Raw genomic sequence first — 17,871 nt, 5'->3', positions numbered from 1 at the left:
CGCGCACGCGTACCACCGGGCAGAGCGCTGCACATCACTACGACTGCGCCTGCCGACAACACGGCCGTGGCCGTACAGTCGACAGTCGGACGGCTGAGAACAAAACCGACACGGACCATGCCGACACGACGACAGGAGATGACGTGGGGACCGTAACGATCGGCGTGTCGATCGCGGTCCCGGAGCCCCACGGCAGCCAGCTCCAGGAGCGGCGTGCGGGCTTCGGCGACGCCGCGGCTCACGGCATCCCCACGCACGTCACCCTGTTGCCGCCGACCGAGGTCGAGGCGTCGCTGCTGCCCGCGATCGAGACCCACCTCGGCGAGGTCGCGGCCGCCGGGCGCCCCTTCCCGATGCGGCTGTCCGGCACCGGGACCTTCCGGCCCCTGTCGCCCGTGGTCTACGTCCAGGTGGCCGAAGGCGCCGAGGCCTGCACCTGGCTGCAGAAGCAGGTCCGGGACGCCTCCGGCCCCGTGGCACGCGAACTGCAGTTCCCGTATCACCCGCACGTCACGGTGGCGCACGGCATCGAGGACGAGGCCATGGACCGGGCCTACGAGGAGCTCGCCGACTACCAGGCCCAGTGGCCCTGCACCGGCTTCGCGCTCTACGAACAGGGCGCCGACGGCGTGTGGCGCAAGCTGCGCGAGTTCACCTTCCGAGGCGCGATCGTGCCCCCGCAGGCGGCCCATGCGGCGCGCGGCTCCCTGCCCACCGGCCAGCTGTAACCACAGTTACAGCCGCTGTACCTCTGGTTACAGCGGCAGCCGCCGGAACACCGTCCGCGGCATGTGCCGCAGCGCCGACATAACCACCCGCAGCATGCCCGGCACCCACACCGTCTCCGAGCGCCGCCGCAGCCCCAGTTCGACGGCCGTCGCGACGGCTTCGGGGGTCGTGGCCAGGGGCGCCTCCGGAAGGCCCGCGGTCATCTTCGACCGCACGAATCCGGGGCGTACGACCATGACGTGCACGCCCGTGCCGTGCAGCGCGTCGCCCAGGCCCTGTGTGAAGGCGTCCAGGCCGGCCTTGCTGGAGCCGTAGATGAAGTTGGTGCGGCGGGCGCGCTCCCCGGCCGCGGAGGAGAGCACGACGAGCGAGCCGTGGCCCTGGGCCTGCAACGCGCTCGCGGTCACCAGTCCCGCCGAGACCGCGCCCGTGTAGTTGGTCTGCGCGACGCGCACCGCACCGGCCGGATCGCGCTCGTCGTGGGCCTGGTCGCCGAGGATCCCGAAGGCGAACAGCGCCATGTCGATGTCGCCCTCGGCGAACACCTTGCCGAGCGCGACCTCGTGGGAGTCGGGGTCGAGCGCGTCGAAGACGACGGTGTGCACGTCCGCTCCCAGGGCGCGCAGTTCCGAGGCGGCCGCCTCCAGGGCGGGCGTCGGGCGCCCGGCCAGCCACACCGTACGGGTACGGCGGGCGATCAGCCGGCGCGCGGTCGCCAGCGCGATCTCCGACGTACCGCCCAGGACGAGCAGGGACTGGGGAATGCCGAAGGCGTCCTTCACGACAGCTCCTAGAGGTTGCCCGATGCCGGGGGAAGAAGCCCGGAGGGCTGGGGAGTTGGTGGGCTGGAGGGGTGGAGAGTTGGAGGGCCGGCGAGTTGAGGGCTAGAGGGCGAGGCGCCGGGACAGGTCCGAGGTGAACACCGCGCGCGGGTCCAACTCCGCGCGCAGTGCCCGGAAGTCGTCCAGCCGCGGGTACATCGCGGCGAGGAGTTCGGGCCGCAGCCGGGAGTCCTTGGCGAGATAGACCCGCCCGCCGGCCGTGGCCACCTCCTCGTCCAGTTCGTCGAGGAAGGCGCCGAGGCCGGGCAGCCCCGCCGGGATGTCCAGGGCCAGCGTCCACCCCGGTACGGGGAAGGACAGCCAGCCCGGATCGGCGTGCCCGAAGCGCTTGAGGACGGCGAGGAAGGACGGGCAGCGGCGCTCGGAGACACGGCGCACGATCCGGCGTACGGCGTCCTCCTGGCCGTGGCCGACGACGAACTGGTACTGCACGAAGCCGCCGCGGCCGTAGATCCGGTTCCAGTGCGGAACCCCGTCGAGGGGGTGGAAGAAGGTGGAGAACCGCTGGAGTTCGCCGGTACGCGCGCGGGGGGCCTTGCGGTACCAGAGTTCGTTGAAGAGGCCGACGGTCGTCCGGCTGAGGAGGCCCTCGGGGAGGAAGGCGGGGGCGGCCGGGAGCCGGGCGGGGCGGAAGGCCAGCGGCTGCCTCCGCGCGCGGGCGACGCTCGGCAGCGCCTCCAGGGGCGCGTGGTCGCCGCGGGTCAGCACCGCGCGGCCCGTCGCCGTGCCGCGCGCCAGGAGGTCGATCCAGGCGACCGAGTAGCGGTAGCGGTGGTCGGTGGCCGTCAGGCGCGCCATCAGGTCGTCGAGGTCCCGTGCCCGCTCGGTGTCGACCGACATCAGCGAGGTCTCGACCCGCTGGAGTTGGAAGGTCGCGGTGAGGATCACGCCGGTCAGGCCCATGCCGCCGGTGGTCGCGTCGAACAGGGGCGTGCCGCGTCCGACCGTGCGGACCTCGCCGTCGGCGGTGAGCAGTTCCAGTGACAGGACGTGCCGGGAGAAGGAGCCCGACACGTGGTGGTTCTTGCCGTGGATGTCCGCGCCGATCGCCCCGCCGACGGTGACGTACCGCGTGCCGGGCGTCACCGGCACGAACCAGCCGAGTGGCAGCAGCACTTCCATCAGCCGGTGCAGGGAGACGCCCGCGTCGCACAGCACGATCCCGCTGCCCGCGTCGATCACGTGGACGCGGTCCAGGCCTGTCATGTCGAACACCGCGCCGCCCGCGTTCTGCGCCGCGTCCCCGTACGCCCGCCCCAGGCCCCTCGGAATGCCCCCGCGCGCCCCGCAGTTCCGGACGGCGGCCGCGGCCTCCTCGTACGTCCGTGGGCGGATCAGACGGGCGGCGGTGGGAGCGGTGCGGCCCCAGCCGGTGACGGAAACAGTGTCGGCAGACATGTGCGCGACCGTATCGCCCCTATGTGGACGATTAGTTTTGAAACATCCCAGCCCTCCCCAAAATGGGTGATTAATGGGATGTCGCTCAATATTGCCGGAGTCCCGGTGAAGTGGGCATGAGCAGGTGGCGCGCGAGCCCTGTCCCGGGCGGAATCGGCCATGGTGCTCGCCACTGTTCTGCGTTTCTGGGGTACTAGGACATTTGTCTTCCGCGTCCGGGCGGGAGTTGGATCATGAACTGGCCAGGGCAGAGTCGGGATCATGGACTGGCTGAAGAAGCTCCCCGTCGTCGGGCCGCTGATCGCGCGCCTGATGACCACCCACGCGTGGCGGTCGTACGAGCGGCTGGACCGGGTGAAGTGGACCCGGCTGGCCGCCGCGATGACCTTCACCAGCTTCGTCGCGCTCTTCCCCGTGCTCACCGTGGCCGCCGCGATCGCCGCCGCCACGCTCAGCGAGGGCCAGCAGAACGACCTCCAGGACAAGATCACCGCCCAGGTGCCCGGCATATCCGACCAGCTCACCATCGAGGGCCTGGTCCAGAACGCCGGCACCGTCGGCCTCATCGCGGGCGCCGTCCTGCTGTTCACCGGCATCACCTGGGCCGGTTCGATGCGCGAGTGCCTGCGGGCGGTATGGGAGCTGCCCGACGAGGAGGAGAACCCGGTCCTGCGCAAGGCCAAGGACACCGGGATCCTCCTCGGGCTCGGCGGCGCCGTGCTGGCCACGCTCGTCGTCTCCACCATCGCCTCCGCGATGATCGGCTGGACAACCGACCAACTGGGCATCGACAAGGCCGGCTGGGGCAGCGTCCTGCTGCGGATCGCCGCGTTCCTGGTCGCCGTACTCGCGGACTTCCTGCTGCTCCTCTACGTCCTCACGATGCTGCCCGGTGTCGAGCCGAAGCGGCGCCGCCTCTTCGTGGCGGCGCTGACCGGCGCGGTCGGCTTCGAGCTGCTGAAGCTGCTGCTGAGCGGCTATATGCAGGGCGTGGCGGCGAAGAGCATGTACGGCGCGTTCGGGGTGCCCGTCGCCCTGCTGCTGTGGATCAACTTCACGTCGAAGCTGGTGCTGTTCTGCGCCGCGTGGACGGCGACGCGGAGCAAGGAGGACGAACTCACGGACGAGTCCGACGACGTACCAGATCGGGAAGCGGCCAGCGGCGGTTGACCAGGAACGCCGCGCCCGCGAGCAGCACCAGCACCCCGCCGGCGATCGACAGCGCGATCCCCATGCCGCCCGATCCGCCCCCGGCCGTGGCACTCGCCACCGGCTTCGAGGAAGCCTGCGACGAAGCACCGCCGTTCTCGCCGCCCCCGGCCTGCCCGGAGGCGCCCGTGCCCGGCTGCGCGCTCGACCCCGCCGAGCCCCTCGGCGGCACCAGCTCACCCACCGGCTGCACCTTGCCGACCGCCTTGAAGCCCCAGTCGAACAGCTTGGAGGTCTCCTTGTAGACCTCGTTGTGCTCGCTCTTCTCCGGATTCATGACCGTGACCAGCAGCACCTTGCCGCCCCGCTCGGCGACCCCGGTGAAGGTGGCGCCCGCGTTGGTGGTGTTGCCGTTCTTGACGCCCGCGATACCCGGGTAGACGGAGACGTCGGAGTCGCCGGACAGCAGCCGGTTGGTGTTCTGGATCTCGAAGGACTCCCGGGTCGTCCTGCCCTTGTTCTTGCCCTTCTTGGCCTTCGTCGTCTGGCCCGGGAACTTCGCGCTGACCGTCGAGCAGTACTCGCGGAAGTCCTTCTTCTGCAGTCCGGAGCGGGCGAACAGCGTCAGGTCGTACGCGGAGGAGACCTGACCCGGGGCGTCGTAGCCGTCGGGGCTGATCACGTCCGTGTCGAGGGCCTGGAGCTCCTCGGCGTGCGCGTTCATCTGGTCGACGGTGGTGTCGATGCCGCCGTTCATCTGCGACAGCACGTGCACGGCGTCGTTGCCGGAGCGCAGGAAGACACCGAGCCACAGGTCGTGGACGGTGTACGTCTCGTTCTCCTTTATCCCGACCAGGCTGGAGCCGGAACCGATGCCGGCCAGGTCGGTGGGGACGACCTTGTGCTTCTCGGTCTTCGGGAACTTCGGCAGGACCGTGTCCGCGAACAGCATCTTCAGGGTGCTCGCCGGAGGAAGCCGCCAGTGCGCGTTGTGTGCGGCCAGCACATCTCCGGACTCCGCGTCGGAGACGATCCACGAGCGCGCGGTCAGGTCCTTGGGCAGGACCGGAACCCCACTCGCCAGATTCACCTGTGTCCCGGCCTGGCCGAGGCGTTCGCCACCGACGGACGACATCCCCGCCGGGGGAGTGGCCGACGGGCTCCCGGACGGACTGCCCGAGGGACTGCCCGACGGACTGCCCGAAGGACTGTCACTGGGGGACGGGCTGGGCGCCGCGTACGACAGGGGCGCGGTCAGCGCGAGGGACGACAGGACTGCGGTGGTGACCAGCAGGGATCGCCTGGCGGTCTTCTTGGGTGCGGGCACGGTGAGGAACGTACATGGCACGGGGCGTGAAGTCCCGCCCCCCTCCCCACCCCGGGCATGGAACCGGACACCGGGCGGCGATACTGGACGCATGAAGCTCAGCCGCCCCGTCTCCTGGTTCCTGCTCGCCTTCGGGGTGTGGAGCTGGGTCATCTGGGTCACTTTCGTCAAAAACCTGGTCAAGGACAGCAGCGGGCTCGCGTTCGACGACGGCCACGCCACGGCGTACTTCTGGGTGCACCTGACGCTCGCCGTCGTCTCCTTCGTATTGGGGACGGTCGTCGGCGGCATCGGGTTGCGCGGGGTGCGCGCACTGCGCCGTACGTCATAACCGACCGGGCCGACCGCCCACTACGGGGGACACAACACCGTGGTCATACTTTTCGTACTGCTTCTCCTGGTCGTCCTGGCCGTCCTGGTGACGGCCAACTGGTACCTGTGGAGACGGCTGTTCCGCGACACGACCCGGGCCCCCGGCCCGGTGCGCCGCGCGGGCGCGGTGCTGATCGCGGGCGGCTGGGTGCTCGCGATCACGGCCCTCGTCGCCGAGCGCACCGGCGCGCCCTTCTGGCTCCAGCGCACCCTGGCCTGGCCGGGCTTCCTGTGGATGGCGCTGTCGATCTACCTGCTGCTGGCAGTGGCGGTGGGTGAGGTCGTACGGCCGCTGCTGCGACGGTTCCTGGAGCGGCGGGCGGGCGCCGGGACGGCCGTACGACAGCCGGAGCCCGAGCCGGTCCCGGAGCTGCAGTCGGTCCCGGCGGGGGCGGCGTCCCTGCCGGAGCAGGAGACCGAACAGGGCCCCGAGCAGGATCCCCAGCCCGCGTCCCCCGCGCCGGCGCCGGCCCTCCCCTCCCGCCGTCTCTTCGTCTCCCGAGTGGTCGGCGGCGGCGCCGCCGTGGCCGCCCTCGGAACCGTCGGCCACGGCACCTACGGGGTCCTGAACGGCCCCACGGTCAAGCGGGTCACCGTGCCGCTGGCCAAACTGCCGCGCGCGGCGCACGGTTACCGGATCGCGGTGGTCAGCGACATCCATCTGGGCCCGGTCCTGGGCCGGGGCTTCGCCCAGCGGGTCGTCGACACGATCAACGGCACCCAGCCCGACCTGATCGCGGTCGTCGGCGACCTGGTGGACGGCAGCGTGAAGGACCTGGGCCCGGCGGCGGCGCCCCTGTCCCAGCTGAAGGCCCGCCACGGGGCGTACTTCGTCACCGGCAACCACGAGTACTTCTCCGGCGCCGAGCAGTGGGTCGAGGAGGTCCGCCGGCTGGGCCTGCGCCCGCTGGAGAACGACCGGACCGAACTGGCCCACTTCGACCTCGCGGGCGTCAACGACGTGGCGGGCGAGAGCGAGGGGCAGGGTCCCGACTTCGCCAAGGCGCTCGGCGACCGGGACACGGCACGCGCGTGCGTGCTCCTCGCCCACCAGCCGGTCCAGATCCACGACGCCGTCGAGCACGGCGTCGACCTCCAGCTCTCCGGCCACACCCACGGCGGCCAGCTCTGGCCCGGCAACCTCATCGCGGCGGCCGCGAACCCGACCGTCGCCGGTCTGGAGCGCTACGGCGACACGCAGCTGTACGTCAGCCGCGGCGCCGGTGCCTGGGGCCCGCCGACCCGGGTCGGCGCGGAGTCCGACATCACGGTGATCGAACTGGCCTCGCGGCAGGCCTGAGCGAGAGGGACCGGCGGGCGACCTGTGAGCGCGCGGTGAAACCTGGTCGAAACCCGCTTGCGTAAGTTCTTGCTCAACTCGAACAAACCCCCCTTCCCCCGGGTGAAACACCTGTGATTATGTGACCTCCGTCATCGGGGAGTGGCATATGCGCTGTGGCCCGCCGAGGGCCCGCGAAGGGCCTGGGGAGGGCACACCGATGCGGTCGGTTCGCATATGGATCCTGGCGACGCTGCTCGTGCTGGCGGGCGTCGGAGTGGGCGGCTGGCAGTTGCTGCCGGACGACTCCGGCGAGAGCCGGGCCATCCTGGTCGGTACCAGTGACTCCGTCACCTCGCTCGACCCGGCCGGCGCCTACGACGCCGGCTCCTGGGCCGTGTTCAGCAATGTCTTCCAGTCGCTGCTGACCTTCGAGCCGGGCGGTGCCTCGCCCGTCCCGGACGCGGCCGACCACTGTGCCTTCGTCGGCAACGACCTGCGCACCTACCGCTGCGAACTGCGCGAGGGCCTCACCTTCCCCAGCGGCCGCGAGGTCACCGCCGAGGACGTGAAGTACTCCTTCGACCGGGTCAAGAGGATCAACTCGCCGGTCGGCCCCGCCTCCCTCCTCGACACCCTCGAGTCGGTGACCGCGAGCGGCCGGACCGTCACCTTCCACCTGTCCTCGCCCGACGCGACCTTCCCCTTCAAGGTCGCCACCGGAGCCGGCTCGATCGTCGACCGCACCAAGTACCCGGCGGACGGCCTGCGCGGCGACACCGGAGTCGACGGCACCGGACCGTACGAGCTGACGACGTACACGAAGGGCAAGAAGGCGGTCCTCGCGCCCAACGGCCACTACGAGGGCGCCCTCAAGAGCACCGGCCGGCCCGTGGAGCTGCGCTACTTCGCCGACGGCGAGAAGCTCGACGCCGCCTGGAAGGCGAAGCGGATCGACGTCGCCACCCGGCAGTTGCCGCCGGAGGTCCTGTCGGCACTGAACGCCAGCGACCCGACCCAGCGCGTCTCCGAGGTCGACAGCTCCGAGACCCGCAACCTGTACCTCAACACCCGCGCCCGCTCACCGCTGCACGACCCCCGGGTCCGGCAGGCCATGGCCTGGCTGATCGACCGCGACCGGCTGGCCGCCACGGTGTACGACGGCACCGTCGACCCGCTCTACTCGCTGATCCCGACCGGCATCACCGGCCACACCACGTCGTTCTTCGACCTCTACCCCAAGCAGGACACCGACAAGGCCCGGGAGCTGCTCACCCGGGCCGGGGTGACCCTGCCGGTCCGCTTCACCTACGGCTATGGCATCGGCCGCGGTGCCGCCGCCGAGGAGGCCGCGGAGATCAAACGGGAGCTGGAGGCGAGCGGCCTGTTCAAGGTCACCGTCAAGGGCTACGAGTGGACCGACTTCCAGGAGCGCTGGGCGAGCGGCAAGCTGGACGCGTACGCGGTCGGCTGGGTGGCCGACTATCCCGACCCGGACACCTTCGGTTCCCCGCTCGTCGGCACCGGCGGCTCGATGAACACCGGCTACAGCAGCAAGACCGTCGACCGGCTGATCCGGGACAGCCGACGGTACGCCGACCGCGGCGAAGCGAGTGAGGACTTCAGCGAGCTTCAGCAGACCGTTGCGGCCGACGTGCCGGTGATTCCGCTGTGGCAGGCCAAGGAGTACGTCGTCACCAGCGAGGCCGTCGGCGGCGGGCAGTACCTGTCGGACGGCACCGGGGTCTTCCGCCTCTGGCGCCTCACCTGGATCTGACGCGATCTCGCGGCACGGACATTCGCCCGAGTGACACCGGGCAGCATCCCCACACAGGACGATGTGACGATGGCGTGTGCGGGGTGAGGAGTAAACGTGTTGAGGCGCAACTCGTTCCGGCTGCCCAGGCACCCGGCGTCCGTCGGTCTGGCCCGACGCCGGGTCCGGGACCATCTGACCGACTGGGGGCACGGGCCGGACGACGAGGCGCTGGCCGACGCGGTGCTGCTGGTGTCCGAGCTGGCGACCAACGTCATACGCCACGGGCCGTTCCAGGAGCGGGAGTTCGAGGTGGCGGTGACCGCCCTGGCCGACGGCTCGGCCCTCATCGAGGTCTCCGACGACGGCGGGCCGGAGCCCCGGCTGCGGGCGGTCGACGAGTCGGCGGAGGCCGGCCGCGGCCTGCACGTGGTCGAGAACGTCTCCGCCGCCTGGGGTGTGTGGAGCAGGGGCCGCCACGGCAAGACGGTTTGGGCCCTGGTGCAGGCCACCCCATGACGCCCACCGGGGAACGAATGCGCGCAGGTCTACGGCGGTCCCGGCGTCCCCGCCGGTAGCGTCACCGTCACCGTCAGCCCCTCGCCCGGTGCCGTCCGCACCGCCACCTCGCCGCTGTGCGCCCGCACCACCCCCTGCACGATCGCCAGGCCGAGACCGCTGCCCGCGCCGCCGCCGGCCCGGAAGAACCGGTCGAAGACCCGGGCCGAGTCCGCCGGGCCGAGCCCCGGCCCCTTGTCGGCGACACACAGCCGTACGACCCCGTCCGCCCGCGCCACACCGAGCCGCACCGGCACGTCCGCGGGCGTGTGGGTGCGCACGTTGGCGACCAGGTTGCCCAGCACCTGCCGCAGCCCGGACTCGTCGGCGCGCACCAGCAGGGAGCCGTCGGCGTCGACCGTGATGGGCCGGTCGGGCTGCTGCACCCGAAGGTCCTCGGCCGCGTCCCGCACCAGACGGCTCACGTCCACGTTCCGGAAGCGGAGTTCGGGCCGCTGGTCGAGACGGGCGAGGGTGAGCAGCTCGTCGACGAGCCGGCTCATGCGATCGGCCTCCGCCATCATCCGGCCCCAGGCCCGCTTGCGCTCGCCCCGGTCGGACAGCATCCCCTGGTCGTACAGCTGGAGGTAGCCGCGTATCGCGGACAGCGGGGTGCGCAGCTCGTGCGAGGCGTCGGCGACGAAGCGGCGCAGCTGGGCCGCGCTGTCCTCGCGTGTGCGGTACGCCGACTCCACCTGGTGGAGCATGGAGTTGAGGGCGAGGCGGAGCTGTTCGACCTCCTGCGTCGGATGGTGGCTGGAGGGCACGCGCCGGGTCAGGTCCCCGTCGGCGATCGCGGACGAGGTCTCCACCATGTCCTCCAGCGGCCGCATCCGTCTGCGGACGCTGAACATCGTCAGACAGGCCAGCAGCGCGAGCAGCAGGGTGCCGATGGTCAGATCGAGCTTGAGAGCCTTGGCGACGCCCTTGTGGAGGGCGTCGGTGGAGGTCGCGAGCAGGATCCGCGTGCCGTCGGCGAGCCGGGTCCCGGTCACCCGGTAGGGGGCGCCGTGCAGCGAGACATCGTGCGGCTCGGGATCCTCGACGATCTGGCGCTGGTCGGCGACGGCGTCCGCCAGGCCGCGCTGGGCGTCGGTCGGCTTGAACCCGAGGATGCCGACGGGCTCGCCCCGGCTGTCGACGGCGGCGAAGATCGAGTCCGGCCTCGGCTGCTCGTCCCCGGCCTGCGGGGCGAGCCGGTCGTGGACGAAACCCAGCACGCTCAGCGAGTCGATCTGCCGCAGGGTGAGCTGCGAACCGCCCAGCGAGTCACGGGTCTTGGCGAGCTCGGTGTCGATCTGGTCGAGCAGGTAGTACCGCATGCCCATCACGCTCACGGCGGTCGCGGCGACGATCCCGAGCGCGAGCAACGCCACATTCGCCAGCGTCAGCTTGCCGCGCAGGGAGTGGATGCCGCGCTTGCGGCGGACCCCGGTGCGGATGCCGGGCGGCCTCGGGAGGCTCACTCGCCACTTCGGGAAGATCACGCCAGCCCGTATCCCACGCCCCGCCGGGTGGTGATCACCGGCGGTCCCAGCACGTCGAGCTTGCGCCGCAGATAGCTGATGTACGTCTCGACGACGGTCGACTCGGCCGGGGTGTGCTCGTACTGCCAGACATGGCGCAGGAGCTGCTCCTTGGGCACGATCCGGCCGCCGTTGCGCACCAGGAAACGCAGCAGCGCGTACTCGGTGGGGGTGAGCTCGACGGAGCGGCCCGCGCGGTGCACCGAGTACGTCGTGTCGTCCAGCTCCAGGTCGCCGTAGCGCAGGGGCGGCCGCTGCGGCAGGACGTCGGCCGGCCGGGTCCGGCGCAGCACGGCCGTGATCCGCGCGACGACCTCGTCGATGTTGAACGGCTTGGTGATGTAGTCGTCGCCGTAGCCGAGGGCGCCGACTATCTCGGCGGGCGAGTCGCGGGCGGTGAGGAAGACGACCGCCAGGTCGGGCCGCTCGGCGCGCAGCTGACGGCCCAGGGCACGGCCGTCGCCGTCCGGGAGCATCACGTCGAGCAGCGCGGCGTCCGGGCAGGTGCGCGCGGCGAGCGTGAGCGCCTCGCGGACCGTGCCCGCCGTCATGACCTCGAAGCGGTGGTAGCGCAGGGCGATGGCGAGCACGTCGGCGATGCTCTCCTCGTCCTCCACGACCAGCACGGTGCCTGGACCCGTCGTCATGCCCCCAGTATCGGCGGGGGCACTGACAACCGCGCGGGTTCGGTGCTTTGGAGTTCCTTGAGAGTCATGGCGGGACGCCCCCACGCGCGCGTGGCGCCGCCAATTCTGTTGCGCAGGACCTGGGGGACCAACCGATCGACTGAGGAGCTGTTGAACGTGGCGGCATTGGCACGGTGGTGCTATCGGCACCGGCTGGTGGTCCTGTTGCTGTGGGTGGGAGCGTTGTTCGGCCTGGGCTTTTCGGCCTCTACGGCGGGCACGGACTACGCGAACGTCTTCTCCCTCCCGAACACGGACTCCAAGCGCGCGTACGACCTGATGGAGAAGGCCTTCCCGGAGAGCGCGGGCGACACCGACACGGTGGTGTGGAAGGTCGACGAGGGGTCGGTGAGGGACCAGGCGGTACGGTCCCGTGTCCAGCCCGCGCTCGACGAGATCGCCGGCATGAAGGGCGTCGGCGGGGTCACCAGCCCCTACGCCGCGGGCGCGGCCCAGATCAGCGGCGACGGGCGGATCGCCTACGCCCAGATCACCTTCGCCGACCAGGCGAACGCCGTACCGAAGGAGCTGGTGGAGGACGTCGTCGACACCGCGCAGCGCGCCGAACGCGCCGGGCTGCAAGTCGAGTTGGGCGGCCAGGCGATCCAGCGGGTGCAGGAACCGCCCACCGGCCTCGCAGAGATGATCGGCATCCTGGCGGCGGCCGTCGTCCTGTTCCTGGCCTTCGGCTCGCTCTTCGCGATGCTGCTGCCGCTCGCCGTCGCGGTCTTCGGCGTCGGCACGGGCATGTTCTCCACGCAGCTGCTCAGCCATGTCACGGACATCCCCGACCTGGCCCCGCTGCTCGCCACCCTGATCGGGCTGGGCGTCGGCATCGACTACGCCCTGTTCATCGTCACCCGGCACCGCAAGGGCATCCTGCGCGGCATGGACCCGGAGGAGTCGGCGGTCACCGCCCTCAACACCTCCGGCCGGGCCGTGCTGTTCGCGGGCGGCACGGTGTGCATCGCGCTCGCCGGGATGCTGGTGACGAACCTGCGCTTCCTTGACGGTGTCGTCATCGGCACCTCGCTGACCGTGGTGCTGAGCGTCCTGGCCGCCACGACCCTGCTGCCGGCCCTGCTCGGCTTCCTCGGCTCCCGGGTGCTCAGCCGCCGCCAGCGGCGCCGGCTCGCCGCGACCGGGCCCGAACCGGACCGGGCGAGCGGGCTCTCGGCCCGCTGGTCGACGGGCGTGCAGAAGCGCCCGCGCAGGATCGCCGCGATCGCCCTGGTCGTCATGGCCGTACTCGCGCTGCCGGTGCTGTCGCTGCGCCTGGGCGCCACCGACCAGGGCAACGACGACGCGTCGACAACCACGAGGAAGGCGTACGACCTGCTCGCCGAGGGCTTCGGGCCCGGCTTCAACGGCCCGCTCCAGGTGGTCGTGGACGGCGGCGACACCGCCACGCTGGTCAAGGGCATCGAGGACACGAAGGGGGTCGCCCAGGTCGCCGCGCTGCCGTCCGCGCGGGGGGTGACGGTGATCCAGGTCGTCCCGACCACGTCACCGCAGTCCGAGGAGACGGACCAGGTCATCGACACCCTGCGGGACGAGGTGATCCCGAAGGCGGGGGTGCGGGCCCACGTCGGCGGCGTCACGGCGGTGTCGAAGGACTTCGCGACGGTGACGGGAGACCGCCTGCCGCTCTTCATCGCCACGATCATCGGCCTGGGCTTCCTGCTGCTGCTGGTCGCCTTCCGCTCCGTGGTGGTTCCGCTGACGGCCGCCCTGATGAACCTGATCGCGGCCGCCGCCTCCTTCGGTGTCCTCGTCGCGATCTTCCAGTGGGGCTGGGGCCTCGACCTCCTCGGCCTGGGCAAGGAGGGCCCGATCAACGCCTTCCTGCCGGTCATCATGCTGTCCCTGCTCTTCGGCCTCTCGATGGACTACCAGGTGTTCCTGGTCAGCCGAATGCACGAGGAGTGGGTCAACACCAAGGACAACGCCCGTGCGGTACGCGTCGGTCTGGCCGAGACCAGCCGCGTCATCAACTCCGCGGCCCTGATCATGGTCTGCGTCTTCATGGCGTTCGTGCTCAGCGGCGACGCGGGGGCGGCGATGGCGGGCGTGGGCCTGGCCGCGGCGGTGGCGCTGGACGCGTTCATCCTGCGTACGGCACTGGTGCCGGCCGCGATGCACCTGCTCGGCAACTCCAACTGGTGGCTGCCGGCCTGGCTGGAGAAGCGGCTGCCGCATCTGGCGGTGGAGCCCAAGGAGGAGACGGGGGCGGCCTCCTCCGAGAGCCAGGCGGAGGGCCCCTCCTCGGCCGGCCCGTCCTCCGCCGACCACTCCTCGGCTGTCCACGGCTTCGTCCGTACGGCCGACGGCGACCCGATCGCGGGCGCGGCCGTCACCCTGCTGTCGAAGGGCGGACGCCAGGTGGACCGGGTCGTGTCGCTTGCCGACGGCTCGTACATCGTCTCGGTCCCGGCGCCGGGGACGTATCTGGTGACGACGTCGGCGCCGTCGTACGCCTCCCGGGCCCGTCAGGTGGTCGTCGAGGACGGTCCGGTGGTGCATGACGTGGACCTGGCGGAGGGGGAGGTGGACGCGGTCAATTAGTTCTGGGCCGACCGGCCTTCAGGACCTCGTCGACATCGATGGTGACCTTGGCACCGATCGAGTCGGGCAGTGCGATGATCTCGCCGGGGGCGTGGACGCGGTGGTTCGCGTAGTTGTCCCCGGTGGGGTCGGTGAGGACGTGGAGGCGTTGGTGTCTGCGGTCGACGATGACATAGACGGGGAGCTTCGCCTGGGCGTACGCCGCGACCTTGGTGCGGAGGTCGTTCTGGTAGTTGCTGGAGGTCACTTCCAGGACCAGCCGGAAGGCGATCGGGTCATAGCAGTTGTTCTCGACCAGGTGATCCTCGAAGTCGGCATCCACAACCGCGAGGTCGGGGATCGCGAAGTCTTCGGCCCCCGCGGGAAGCCACAGCCCGATCCCTTCAAGCACTTCGGTTTCGTCGCCGTCCAGCCCGGCCGCGACGAAAGGACGCCTCATCCTGGACAGTGCGCGGGCGTGAGCACCGTCGGGGGGCGGGGACACGATGATCAGGCCTCCGATGATCTCGACGCGATACCCCGGAAGGCGGTCCATGATCCGGTTCGCCTCCGCAATCAGCGGACGGTCGTCATGGGGACGCTCGACGGATGCTGCAGACATCGCGTGCCTCCTGTGGGCTGCTGTCGAGGAAATCATCGTATGGCGGGCGAGTCCCAGGTGTCCCGTTCGAGTCCCATCACCCGATCGTGGATCACTCCGCCCGCCCCTTGCTCGCCCCCGGATCCGGCATCGCCTTCGTCATCCCCGGCAGGAAGTCCGTGAACAGCTCGTGCACCTCCCGTACGAGCGGCCGCAGCACCCGGAACCGGGCGAGCGACACGCCCCGCGCGGTGAGCCGGGCACCCCGCTCGGCGAGCCGGTAGCTCCGCTCCCGTCCCTCGGTCCGATCGAAGATCCAGTACAGCACGAGCCCCATCTGGGCGAGCCACATCAACTCGGGGAGCATGTCCCGCAGTTCTTCCGGAACCTTCGTTTTCGTGGCCCCGGCCAGCACCTGCCGATGGACGCTGATCGCCGCCACGCGCGCGTGCTCCGACTCGGGGGAGAAGGGGCTGAGCGGACTGTCCGGATCGGCGGCGTTCTTGAAGAACTGCACCGCGAATTCGTGGTACGGCGTGGCGATGTCCAGCCACACCTTCAGCACGCCCCCGAGCCGGGCCTCCAGGTCGGTCTCCCGGGCCAGGACATCCCGGACCGCCGCCTGGTGCTCGGCGGCGATCCGGTCGTAGAAGCCCTGGATCAGGTGCTCCTTGCCCGCGAAGTAGTAGTACGCGTTGCCGACGGAGACCCCGGCCTCCTGGGCGATGGCCCGCATGGTCGTCTTGTCGTAGCCCCGCTCCTGGAACAGCCGCATCGCCGTCTCCAGGATCAGCGCGCGGGTCTGCTCGGACTTGCTCGGGGTACCGCCCTCGTCGGGGCTGTCATGGTTCGCAGGCATCGGAAGAGAGCCTAACCAGTGGGACAGGTACCGCTGTCGCAGACCGGTGGGGTCTGGCCCTGGCCGGCGCCGCGTCCGGGCGGGTTGTACGTCCATCCCTGGCCGGGGTCGTACGTCCACCCGTCCGCACGGCGGTACACGGCCCCGCCCCACCTGCCGCCGTATCCCCACTGACCGCTGCCGCTGCCCCTGCCGCTGCCCCTGCCCTGCTGGCCGGCACGCCACTTGGCGGCGGCGAGCACCGCACCCCTGGCAAGCCGGGCCCCCGACCGGGTGCTCAGCCGGTGCGCCAGTGCCCGGTGCTCGCGCAGGGCCCACAGCGTGACGATCCAGGCGGCGGTGTCCCGGTACACCTGCCCCGCGTCACCGACGACGGTGATCTCGTCGAGGGTGGCCCGGTGATCGAGCCCGGGGAAGCGCCGCCGGGCCTCCTGCGACCCGGCCGGCACCAGCTCCAGAGGTACCAACTGCGGTTGCCGTACGAGCCAGTCGCGCAGGAAGCCGCACAGGGCGCACTGGGCGTCGTACAGGACGGTGAGCCGGCGGACCGGGACGCGCGTGGCGCCCCGGTCCTCGATGGTGGCCACGGTGGTCACGCGCCCTGCGTCCCGACCCAGCCCTGCGGCGCGACGGGCGGCACCTGCTCCCGCTCCATCACACTCCGGCGCCGGATCCGGTTGAGCACGTACACGTTGGCCAGATGCATGACCCCGAGCACCAGCAGCACCACGCCCAGCTTGGTCGACAGGGCCTCGAAGATGCCGCGCGTGTCCTCTATGGTCGCGTCCCCGCTCAGGTAGAGCGCGACGAACCCGAGGTTGACGAGGTAGAAGCCGACCACCAGCAGATGGTTGACGGCGTCGGCGAGCTTCTCGTTCCCCTGCAGCACGTCGGCGAGGAAGACCCGCCCGTTCCGGCTGAGAGTCCGGGCCACCCAGATGGTCAGCGCGATGCTGACGACCAGGTAGATGACGTAGGCGACGACGGTGCGGTCCATTGCCCCATCCCTTCTTGAACGCGTTCAAAACGCTGACAGGACAGACTCTAGACCTGCTTTTGAACACGTTCAACTCACTGGGGATGGGGCGTACGTCACGCTCTGCGCCCGAGCGTCGGCCGTTTGCTGTAGTCCGTGAAGCCGAGGACGTTCCCCCAGGGGTCGGCGATCTCGACGGTCCATCCGGTCGCCACGGAGAACGGCTCGTCGAGCAGGTCGATCCCTGCGCCGGTCAACTCCCGCGCGGCCACCCGGGCGTCCGGCACCTCCAGCCACACGCGCGCGGAGGGCCAGGCCGGCGGACGCTGCCCGAGCCCCTCCTCCTGGCGCAACAGGATCCCGGGTGTCTCGCCCCCGACCTTCAGCAACGCGATCCCGCCCTCGTCGAACCGAAACCCCACCACGAACCCGGCCCGCTCGTAGAAGCGGACGGCATCGGCGAGGTCTCCGACGGGGAGCAGGATGTTGTCGAAACCGAGCAGCTCGTACGATTCGTTGTCTGACATGTCGTCACATTAGGTACGAATCACCGGGCACGCGTGGGGGCTGACCGGGAGACGCGGCAAGGTCACTCGTCGGGGGCAGCGGCGAAGCGGCCGAGGGCCGTCGGATCAGTCGTCCGACGGCCCTCGGCCACTTGAGGCACGGGTGAGCGCACGGGCGCCCGGCGTGTGGGTGCCCCCTTCTCTCACCCGATGGCGATACGTGTCGGCCAGTAGGTCGACTTGCCGATGATCTCCGTACCGGACCCCGACAGCGGGCCCTTGCTGCCTGGATGGAACGAGCGCCGCTACCGGGGTTCATTCGCAGTGCATCGGGCTTCAGCCCGGTGGTGAGGCGAATCTGATGGTTGTGACGGGGAGCGTCGCCGTGTCTGGTTCCGCGGAGCCGGACACGGCGTGGGCATATTCGCGGCGCGGAGCGCCGTGATCGCTGGTCCCGGCGAAGCCGGGCTGTGTTCACACCGGCCGGTTCTGCTGCTCGATGTACTGCCTGACCACGGTGAGCGGGGCGCCGCCGACAGTTCCGGCGAAGTAGGAGCCCGACCATAGCTTGTTGGCCCGCCAGTAGTGGCGTACGAGGTCGGGGAACTCTTGGCGCAGGCGGCGTGAGGAGACGCCCTTGAGGGAGTTGACCAGCTTGGTGACGGGGGCCTTGGGCGGGAAGTTCACCAGCAGGTGGACGTGGTTGTTCTCGCCGTTGCATTCCACCAGCTCGCACTCGAAGTCCGCGCACACCGACCGCATG

Annotated in this window: 18 protein-coding genes; 7 read left to right on the top strand and 11 right to left on the bottom strand. The window is 70.7% G+C overall.

Features of this window, described 5'->3' with window-relative positions:
- The first annotated feature begins 143 nt into the window (after nucleotides 1-143).
- On the top strand, nucleotides 144-728 hold the full coding sequence (locus AB0H86_RS33000; RefSeq protein WP_362447194.1) for a 2'-5' RNA ligase family protein: 585 nt from the start codon (nucleotides 144-146) through the stop codon (nucleotides 726-728).
- 27 nt (nucleotides 729-755) lie between these two features.
- Here the strand turns inward: AB0H86_RS33000 and AB0H86_RS32995 are convergent, their stop codons facing one another.
- Both AB0H86_RS32995 and AB0H86_RS32990 read right to left on the bottom strand, forming a co-directional pair.
- Nucleotides 756-1,511, bottom strand: coding sequence for a decaprenylphospho-beta-D-erythro-pentofuranosid-2-ulose 2-reductase (locus AB0H86_RS32995; protein WP_362447191.1), 756 nt, complete (start codon nucleotides 1,509-1,511; stop codon nucleotides 756-758).
- A gap of 102 nt (nucleotides 1,512-1,613) precedes the next feature.
- Nucleotides 1,614-2,969, bottom strand: a complete 1,356-nt coding sequence (locus AB0H86_RS32990; RefSeq protein ID WP_362447188.1) for an FAD-binding oxidoreductase — start codon at nucleotides 2,967-2,969, stop codon at nucleotides 1,614-1,616.
- A 261-nt stretch (nucleotides 2,970-3,230) separates the two neighbouring features.
- On the opposite strand from AB0H86_RS32990, the gene AB0H86_RS32985 reads away from it, so the two are divergent.
- Nucleotides 3,231-4,139, top strand: coding sequence for a YihY/virulence factor BrkB family protein (locus AB0H86_RS32985; protein ID WP_362447185.1), 909 nt, complete (start codon nucleotides 3,231-3,233; stop codon nucleotides 4,137-4,139).
- Here AB0H86_RS32985 and AB0H86_RS32980 read toward each other — a convergent pair.
- Nucleotides 4,087-5,445 carry a D-alanyl-D-alanine carboxypeptidase gene (locus tag AB0H86_RS32980; RefSeq protein ID WP_362447182.1) on the bottom strand — a complete coding sequence of 453 codons (1,359 nt, stop codon included), beginning with the start codon at nucleotides 5,443-5,445 and terminating at the stop codon, nucleotides 4,087-4,089. The genes AB0H86_RS32985 and AB0H86_RS32980 overlap by 53 nt on opposite strands.
- Before the next feature lie 91 nt (nucleotides 5,446-5,536).
- On the opposite strand from AB0H86_RS32980, the gene AB0H86_RS32975 reads away from it, so the two are divergent.
- The 4 genes from AB0H86_RS32975 (at nucleotide 5,537) to AB0H86_RS32960 (ending at nucleotide 9,371) form a co-directional block, all read left to right on the top strand.
- The gene (locus AB0H86_RS32975) at nucleotides 5,537-5,776 is read left to right on the top strand and encodes a hypothetical protein (protein WP_362447180.1); all 240 of its coding nucleotides are present in this window, start codon (nucleotides 5,537-5,539) and stop codon (nucleotides 5,774-5,776) included.
- A 39-nt stretch (nucleotides 5,777-5,815) separates the two neighbouring features.
- Nucleotides 5,816-7,117 carry a metallophosphoesterase gene (locus AB0H86_RS32970; protein ID WP_362447177.1) on the top strand — a complete coding sequence of 434 codons (1,302 nt, stop codon included), beginning with the start codon at nucleotides 5,816-5,818 and terminating at the stop codon, nucleotides 7,115-7,117.
- Nucleotides 7,118-7,316: 199 nt separating this feature from the next.
- On the top strand, nucleotides 7,317-8,873 hold the full coding sequence (locus AB0H86_RS32965) for an ABC transporter substrate-binding protein (RefSeq protein ID WP_362447174.1): 1,557 nt from the start codon (nucleotides 7,317-7,319) through the stop codon (nucleotides 8,871-8,873).
- Nucleotides 8,874-8,969: 96 nt separating this feature from the next.
- A complete protein-coding gene (locus AB0H86_RS32960; RefSeq protein ID WP_362447171.1) occupies nucleotides 8,970-9,371 on the top strand; it encodes an ATP-binding protein in 402 nt (133 codons plus the stop codon).
- A gap of 29 nt (nucleotides 9,372-9,400) precedes the next feature.
- On the opposite strand, the gene AB0H86_RS32955 is transcribed toward AB0H86_RS32960, so the two are convergent.
- Together AB0H86_RS32955 and AB0H86_RS32950 are read right to left on the bottom strand one after the other, a co-directional pair.
- Nucleotides 9,401-10,876, bottom strand: a complete 1,476-nt coding sequence (locus AB0H86_RS32955; RefSeq protein WP_362447168.1) for a HAMP domain-containing sensor histidine kinase — start codon at nucleotides 10,874-10,876, stop codon at nucleotides 9,401-9,403.
- A 17-nt stretch (nucleotides 10,877-10,893) separates the two neighbouring features.
- Nucleotides 10,894-11,583: a response regulator transcription factor gene (locus tag AB0H86_RS32950; protein WP_362447165.1), complete on the bottom strand. Its 690-nt coding sequence runs from the start codon at nucleotides 11,581-11,583 to the stop codon at nucleotides 10,894-10,896.
- 165 nt (nucleotides 11,584-11,748) lie between these two features.
- Here AB0H86_RS32950 and AB0H86_RS32945 point away from each other — a divergent pair, with 165 nt between their 5' ends.
- Nucleotides 11,749-14,187, top strand: a complete 2,439-nt coding sequence (locus AB0H86_RS32945; RefSeq protein ID WP_362447611.1) for an MMPL family transporter — start codon at nucleotides 11,749-11,751, stop codon at nucleotides 14,185-14,187.
- Here the strand turns inward: AB0H86_RS32945 and AB0H86_RS32940 are convergent.
- The 6 genes from AB0H86_RS32940 to tnpA form a co-directional block, all read right to left on the bottom strand.
- Nucleotides 14,180-14,788, bottom strand: a complete 609-nt coding sequence (locus AB0H86_RS32940) for a Uma2 family endonuclease (RefSeq protein ID WP_362447162.1) — start codon at nucleotides 14,786-14,788, stop codon at nucleotides 14,180-14,182. The genes AB0H86_RS32945 and AB0H86_RS32940 overlap by 8 nt on opposite strands.
- Before the next feature lie 91 nt (nucleotides 14,789-14,879).
- The gene (locus AB0H86_RS32935; RefSeq protein ID WP_362447159.1) at nucleotides 14,880-15,626 is read right to left on the bottom strand and encodes a TetR family transcriptional regulator; all 747 of its coding nucleotides are present in this window, start codon (nucleotides 15,624-15,626) and stop codon (nucleotides 14,880-14,882) included.
- A gap of 11 nt (nucleotides 15,627-15,637) precedes the next feature.
- Nucleotides 15,638-16,222, bottom strand: a complete 585-nt coding sequence (locus AB0H86_RS32930; protein WP_362447156.1) for a DCC1-like thiol-disulfide oxidoreductase family protein — start codon at nucleotides 16,220-16,222, stop codon at nucleotides 15,638-15,640.
- The gene (locus tag AB0H86_RS32925; RefSeq protein WP_362447154.1) at nucleotides 16,219-16,623 is read right to left on the bottom strand and encodes a hypothetical protein; all 405 of its coding nucleotides are present in this window, start codon (nucleotides 16,621-16,623) and stop codon (nucleotides 16,219-16,221) included. Before AB0H86_RS32925 ends, AB0H86_RS32930 begins: the two co-directional genes overlap by 4 nt.
- A gap of 95 nt (nucleotides 16,624-16,718) precedes the next feature.
- Nucleotides 16,719-17,129 (bottom strand): VOC family protein, encoded by a 411-nt coding sequence (locus AB0H86_RS32920; protein ID WP_362447152.1) that lies wholly within the window; start codon nucleotides 17,127-17,129, stop codon nucleotides 16,719-16,721.
- Nucleotides 17,130-17,582: 453 nt separating this feature from the next.
- The coding region (gene tnpA, locus AB0H86_RS32915) for an IS200/IS605 family transposase (protein WP_362447149.1) at nucleotides 17,583-17,871 on the bottom strand (289 nt) is incomplete at its 5' end.

Origin of the sequence: Streptomyces sp. NPDC050997 (genome assembly GCF_040660135.1) — a bacterium.
In the GTDB taxonomy this organism is placed as follows: Bacteria; Actinomycetota; Actinomycetes; order Streptomycetales; family Streptomycetaceae; genus Streptomyces.
This window is presented reverse-complemented; position numbering and strand designations above follow the sequence as displayed.